General features: G+C 70.7%; 4 protein-coding genes. 2 read left to right on the forward strand and 2 right to left on the reverse strand.

Going from position 1 to position 3,991, the window contains the following annotated elements; all coding sequences use genetic code 11:
• Window positions 1-1,259: family 2B encapsulin nanocompartment shell protein (locus ACTUAL_RS25575; RefSeq protein ID WP_440902037.1), on the reverse strand; the 1,259-nt coding region annotated here is incomplete at its 3' end.
• Between the two features lie 45 nt (window positions 1,260-1,304).
• A complete protein-coding gene (locus ACTUAL_RS25580; RefSeq protein ID WP_440902039.1) occupies window positions 1,305-2,711 on the reverse strand; it encodes a family 2B encapsulin nanocompartment shell protein in 1,407 nt (468 codons plus the stop codon).
• Window positions 2,712-3,272: 561 nt separating this feature from the next.
• Here ACTUAL_RS25580 and ACTUAL_RS25585 point away from each other — a divergent pair.
• Window positions 3,273-3,686, forward strand: a complete 414-nt coding sequence (locus ACTUAL_RS25585; protein WP_096495909.1) for an acyl-CoA thioesterase — start codon at window positions 3,273-3,275, stop codon at window positions 3,684-3,686.
• The coding region (locus ACTUAL_RS25590; protein WP_440902038.1) for an alcohol dehydrogenase catalytic domain-containing protein at window positions 3,683-3,991 on the forward strand (309 nt) is incomplete at its 3' end. The genes ACTUAL_RS25585 and ACTUAL_RS25590, both read left to right, overlap by 4 nt.

Consider the following 3,991-nt stretch of genomic DNA (forward strand, 5'->3'; position numbering starts at 1 on the left):
GGGATGCCGGTCTGGTGCAGGCCGACCACGCCGCTGTCCTGCTCGCCCACGCGCATCGCCAGGATCGAGCTGGTGCCCTGGTCGGTGACCGGGATCTTGTCGCACGGCAGCAGCGGCACGCCGCGCCAGGTGGTCACCATGGTGCCGTTGCGGTTCTCCACGCCGGGGTACACGCCGCGCTTGGTCGCCGCGCGCCCGAAGGCGGCGATCGCGCGCGGGTGGGCCAGCATGAACGCGGTCTTGCGCCTGCGGCTGAGCAGCTCGTCCAGGTCGTCCGGGGTGGGCGGGCCGGTCCGGGTGTGGATGCGCTGCTTGAGGTCCGCGTTGTGCAGCAGGCCGAAGTCGCGGTTGTTCACCATCTCGAACTCCTGCCGCTCGCGCAGGGCCTCGACGGTGAGCCGCAACTGCTGCTCGGTCTGGTTCATCGGCTTGTTGTAGAGGTCCGCGACGCGGCTGTGGACCCGCAGCACGGTCTGCGCGACGCTCAGCTCGTACTCGCGCGGCGCCAGCTCGTAGTCCACGAACGTGCCGGGGAGCGGGGCCTCGCCCTCGTGGCCCGAGGCGATCTCGATGGACGCCTCGCCGTGCTTGTTCTGCGGCAGGCCCCTGGTGCGCGTGGTCGAGTGGACGATCGCGCGCAGCGGGCTGTTCTCGTCGCGCAGCTGCTGCACGGTCTCCCACGGCAGCACCAGCGCGATCACCGGCGTGACCGCCCTGGCGGTGAAGCCCCACCGCTCGGTCTCGCCGGTCAGGACGCCGTTGCCGAAGTGGTCGCCGTCGGCGAGCACGTCGAGCACGGTCTGGTTGCCGTACTCGCCCTCGCCGATCTTGTCGACCTTGCCGTGCGCGACGAGGAAGAGCTCCTCGGCGCGGTCGCCTCGCTGCACCAGCACGTCGCCGGGGGTGAACTCGCGCTGCACGAACCGGTTCGCGAGCGCGGTCAGCACGTCGTCGTCCTCGAAGGCGCGCAGCGCGGGCACCTCGCGCAGCTCCTGCGGGATGACGCGGATGTCGGAACCGGTGCTGGTGAAGGTGATCCGCCCGTCGCCGACGGCGTAGGTGAGCCTGCGGTTGACCCGGTACGTGCCCGCCTGGGTCTGCACCCAGGGCAGCTCGCGCAGCAGCCAGCGGGCCGAGATGGCCTGCATCTGCGGGGCGGACTTGGTCGTGGTGGCCAGGTTGCGGGCGGCGGCGGTGCCCAGGCTCTGGCGCGTGCGCTCGATCTCGTCGAGCGGCAGGGCGGGGTCGATCGCTGTCACGTGCGTGCTTCCGATCTGGTCGTGGGGACGGTGCTACCGGGTTGCTCAGTCCTCGCGGCCCAGCTCGACGTGCTCCAGCACGCCGACGGCGTCGGGGACCATGATCGCGGCGGAGTAGTACGTGCTGACCAGGTACGACATGACCGCCCGCTCGTTGATGCCCATGAACCGCACGTTCAGGCCGGGCTGGTACTCGTCGGGCAGGCCGGTCTGGTGCAGGCCGATCACGCCCTGGTTGTCCTTGCCCGCGCGCAGCAGGATCACCGAGCTGGTGCGCTGGTCGCTGATGCCGATCTTGTTGCAGGGCAGCACGGGCACGCCGCGCCACGCGGGGACCAGGTGCCCGTTCAGGTCGGTGTTCTGCGGGTAGATCCCGCGCTGGGTGCACTCGCGGCCGAACGCGGCGATCACCTTGGGGTGCGCCAGGAACGCGGTCGGCTGCTTCCACACCAGGGACAGCAGCTCGTCGAAGTCGTCCGGGGTGGGCGGGCCGGTGCGGGTGTGGATGCGCTGGCCGAGGTCGGAGTTGTGCAGCAGGCCGAAGTCGCGGTTGTTGACCAGCTCGTGCTCCTGGCGCTCGCGCAGCGCCTCGATGGTGAGCCGCAGCTGCTGCTCGACCTGGTCCATCGGCTCGTTGTAGAGGTCCGCGACGCGGGTGTGGATGTTGAGGACGGTCTGCGCGACGCTCAGCTCGTACTCGCGCGGCGCCAGCTCGTAGTCCACGAACGTGCCGGGGAGCGGGGCCTCGCCCTCGTGGCCCGAGGCGATGTCGATCTCGGCCTCGCCGTGCTGGTTCTGCTTCTGGCGACCGGCGTTCACCATCCGCTGGATGTGCGCCCGCAGGCCGCCCATCTCGCCGTTGAGCTGCTCGAACACGCTCCACGGCAGCACCAGCATGGTGACCGGGGTGATCGCCTTGACGGTGAAGTCCCAGACGCCCTGCGGACCGGCCAGGCACTGGCCGCCGAAGTGGTCGCCGTCGGCGAGCACGCCGAGCACCGTCTGGTCGCCGTACTCGGTCTCGCCGATCTTGTTGACCCGGCCGTGCGCGACTAGGTGCACGGCGTCCTGGGTGCGCCCGCGCTCCACGACGACCTCGCCCGCGGCGAACTCGCGCTGCTTGAAGCGGGAGGCGAGCGCGGCCAGCACGGCCACGTCCTCGAACCCGCGCAGCAGCGGCAGCTCGCACAGCTCCTGCGGCACGACCTGCACGGCGGCGCCGGTGTTGGTGAAGGTCAGCCTGCCGTCGCCGACCGCGTAGCTGAGCCTGCGGTTGACCCGGAACGCGCCACCGGCCGCCTGCTCCCACGGCAGGACCTTCAGCAGCCACCGCGAGGTGATGTTCTGCATCTGCGGGGCGGACTTGGTGGTGGTCGCGAGGTTGCGGGCAGCCGCAGTGCCGAGGCTCAGCTGAGGGCGCTCGGATTCCACGCCCTGATCGGTGACAGACACCGGGTACACCGCCTAATTCTGGGAAATCGTCGTGAAGGGCCGGATAGACCGTAGTGAGGGGCGTCGAGCGCGGGAAAGGGCGCGGGAAGGGTCCGATGCGGGGTCCGTCCTTGGGGCTATTCCTGTTTCCGGAGAGCACTCACGGTGTCTGTGCGGTGTGGATTCGCCTTTTTTGGGTGAACCTGCTGGTTGGGCGGCGTGTCGAGTGGTTTTAACTCGTTCGTGGGGATGTGGCTCACTCCTTGGGGCGAGGGTGTGCACGGTGCGCTCGACCTGGCGCGGTGGGGTCGGCCGGCGATTTCACCCCGTGGGCGAGGTGGTGTGGTTCCGGTAAAAGCATCGGGGAGTCCCGTTCACCGCGCCCGGCGAGTTGGTGGCCGGTTTTCGGGTTGATCGGATCGGAATGCTGACTCGGTGTGACCGGCGGCGGTGATTGGCGCTGCTGTGAAACACGTCACACCAACGGTCGAGCGGGGCGCGTCCCGGCCCTTCACGGCCCGCGCCCCCGCCCGCCAGACTGGGCCCGCGGCCATCGGCGACCGCACGGGAGGTGGCAGGGCGTTGCGCGAGCACTACCCGCACTGGCAGCGGGTCCCCACCCGGTGGGGCGACAACGACGTGTACGGGCACGTCAACAACGTCGTCCACTACGCGTTCATGGACACGGTGATCAACACCTGGCTGATCGGCGCCGGGCTGGACATCCACGGCGGCCCCGCGATCGGGCTGTGCGTCGAGTCGCACTGCTCCTACCGGGCGGCCGTCGCGTTCCCCGACGCGCTCGACGCCGGGTTGCGCGTGGGCAAGCTCGGCAGCTCCAGCGTCCGGTACGAGGTCGGCTTCTACCGCGAGGGGGCGGACGAGCTGGTGGCGCAGGGGCACTTCGTGCACGTGTTCACCGACCGGGGCACCCGCAGGCCGGTGCCGATCCCGGACGGGCTGCGGGCGGCGATGACCGGGCTGGTGGTCCCGTGAGGACGCGGGGCGCGCTGCTGCGCGAGGTCGGCGGGCCGCTGGAGGTCGTCGACCTGGAGCTGGACCCGCCGGGGCCGGGCGAGCTGCTGGTCCGGGTCGGCGCCACCGGGCTGTGCCACTCCGACCTGTCCGTGCTCGACGGCTCGCGCGTGCGCCCGCTGCCGACGCCGATCGTGCTGGGCCACGAGGGCGCCGGCATCGTCGAAGAGGTCGGCGAGGGCGTGAGCACCGTCGCCGTCGGCGATCAGGTCGTGCTGTCGTTCGTCCCCGCCTGCGGCGAGTGCTACCAGTGCCGGCACCAGCAG

The sequence above is a fragment of the Actinosynnema sp. genome (assembly GCF_052038725.1).